The following is a 1328-nucleotide window of genomic DNA, read 5'->3' as shown; positions in this document are numbered from 1 at the left end:
GCTGCTCAATAATCGCAGCATCATCCTGATACCATTTTAACGGCGCATTTATTTCTATGCGGGCTTTATACACAAAKTTTTTTGTTGGGTGCATTTTACTGCCTATATAATTGTTCAGATTCTCCCCTTTTATGATTTTAGCAAACTCGCGCGCTTTAATATCAACCTGCAGGCATTCATCAAGCGAGTTCTTAAAATCATGTTTATCTTCCAGCCAAAGGGTGAGCGTTTCATCATTAAGGTCATGGTCGGCAATGGCAATACGGCTATAATCATAATCTACAGATATGATGAGCCACCATAATTGGTCTTTTAGTTTTTGTGCGATCTTTATCATTTTATTTGGTTTTAATTTATTTGTATTTACTCCTACTGCGTGTTTCTGCTACCTGAAAGCGGGTATCCAGCCCGGTATATATTTTTGTATTTCAGCAATTTCTTTATTGTATTTATTACAGACCTCCTGGTAAGCCTGGAAGCGCAACAGTGGTTCATGATCGGGTTGGGGCATTTCATTGTATTGATTGTCGGTGGTTGATTGTTGTAAGGCAGAGTAAGCTATGTGCATTGGTTTATTTTTTGATTTTCTGTAATTAGTATTCTTTATATTCTGTATTAACAAAATTTGTTTTTGTTGTAATTTATATTACTTTAGCAGAATTAATGAAACAAATATACAGAAATATCTTTATTATTTCAAGAAAAATCTTTAATTAAATTCAATATTATGGATGATGTATCAAAGCCTAATAAAATTAAAACCATACGCCCTGAAACACTTGAGTTTATAATATTATACAATCAACTTAAGGGAAAAGCATTTACAGGCAATGCACAATTGGCAGAAACCCTTGGTTTTAACTCACCAAGCTCCATTACCGAGATTGTAAAGAGTCGACAGAACATCGATCCTGAAAAACTCAGAGTCTTTAAAGAAAAATACAGAAGTTTTATTCTTGAAAATAAATTCCCTGAAAATACAGAAAACTCTGCAACAAATAAACAAGCTGAGGGTATTCCTATGTATGAAATTTCGGCTACAGCATCGGGTGTGGAGGTATATAATGACATTAATGATTCAACGTCTGTTGGCCGAATGAACTTTCCTGGTATTGAGGATTGCGACTTTGCTTTGCCAGTTTGGGGGCACTCCATGTACCCCTATCTTGAAAACGGCTGCTGGGTAGCCTTAAAAGTAATACATGATAAAAAAATATTACCCGGCGAAGTATACTACATTGAATGGGGCGAATACCGCATGTACAAACGGTTATTAGCCGGCGATAACCCCGATGAGGTAATTGCCCACTCAGATAACACTACGGAGA

General features: G+C 36.2%; 3 protein-coding genes. 1 reads left to right on the top strand and 2 read right to left on the bottom strand.

Translation table 11 applies throughout. The features are described from left to right. Positions 1-337: hypothetical protein (locus AC1DRQ_RS31610; protein WP_477430121.1), on the bottom strand; the 337-nt coding region annotated here is incomplete at its 3' end. Between the two features lie 48 nt (positions 338-385). Continuing rightward, complete coding sequence (locus AC1DRQ_RS31605; RefSeq protein ID WP_429395764.1) at positions 386-568, bottom strand: hypothetical protein; 183 nt, start codon at positions 566-568, stop codon at positions 386-388. A gap of 159 nt (positions 569-727) precedes the next feature. On the opposite strand from AC1DRQ_RS31605, the gene AC1DRQ_RS31600 reads away from it, so the two are divergent. Continuing rightward, the coding region (locus AC1DRQ_RS31600) for a S24 family peptidase (protein WP_477430119.1) at positions 728-1328 on the top strand (601 nt) is incomplete at its 3' end.

The organism is Mucilaginibacter sp. P4_E8 (assembly GCF_056401495.1).
This window is presented reverse-complemented; position numbering and strand designations above follow the sequence as displayed.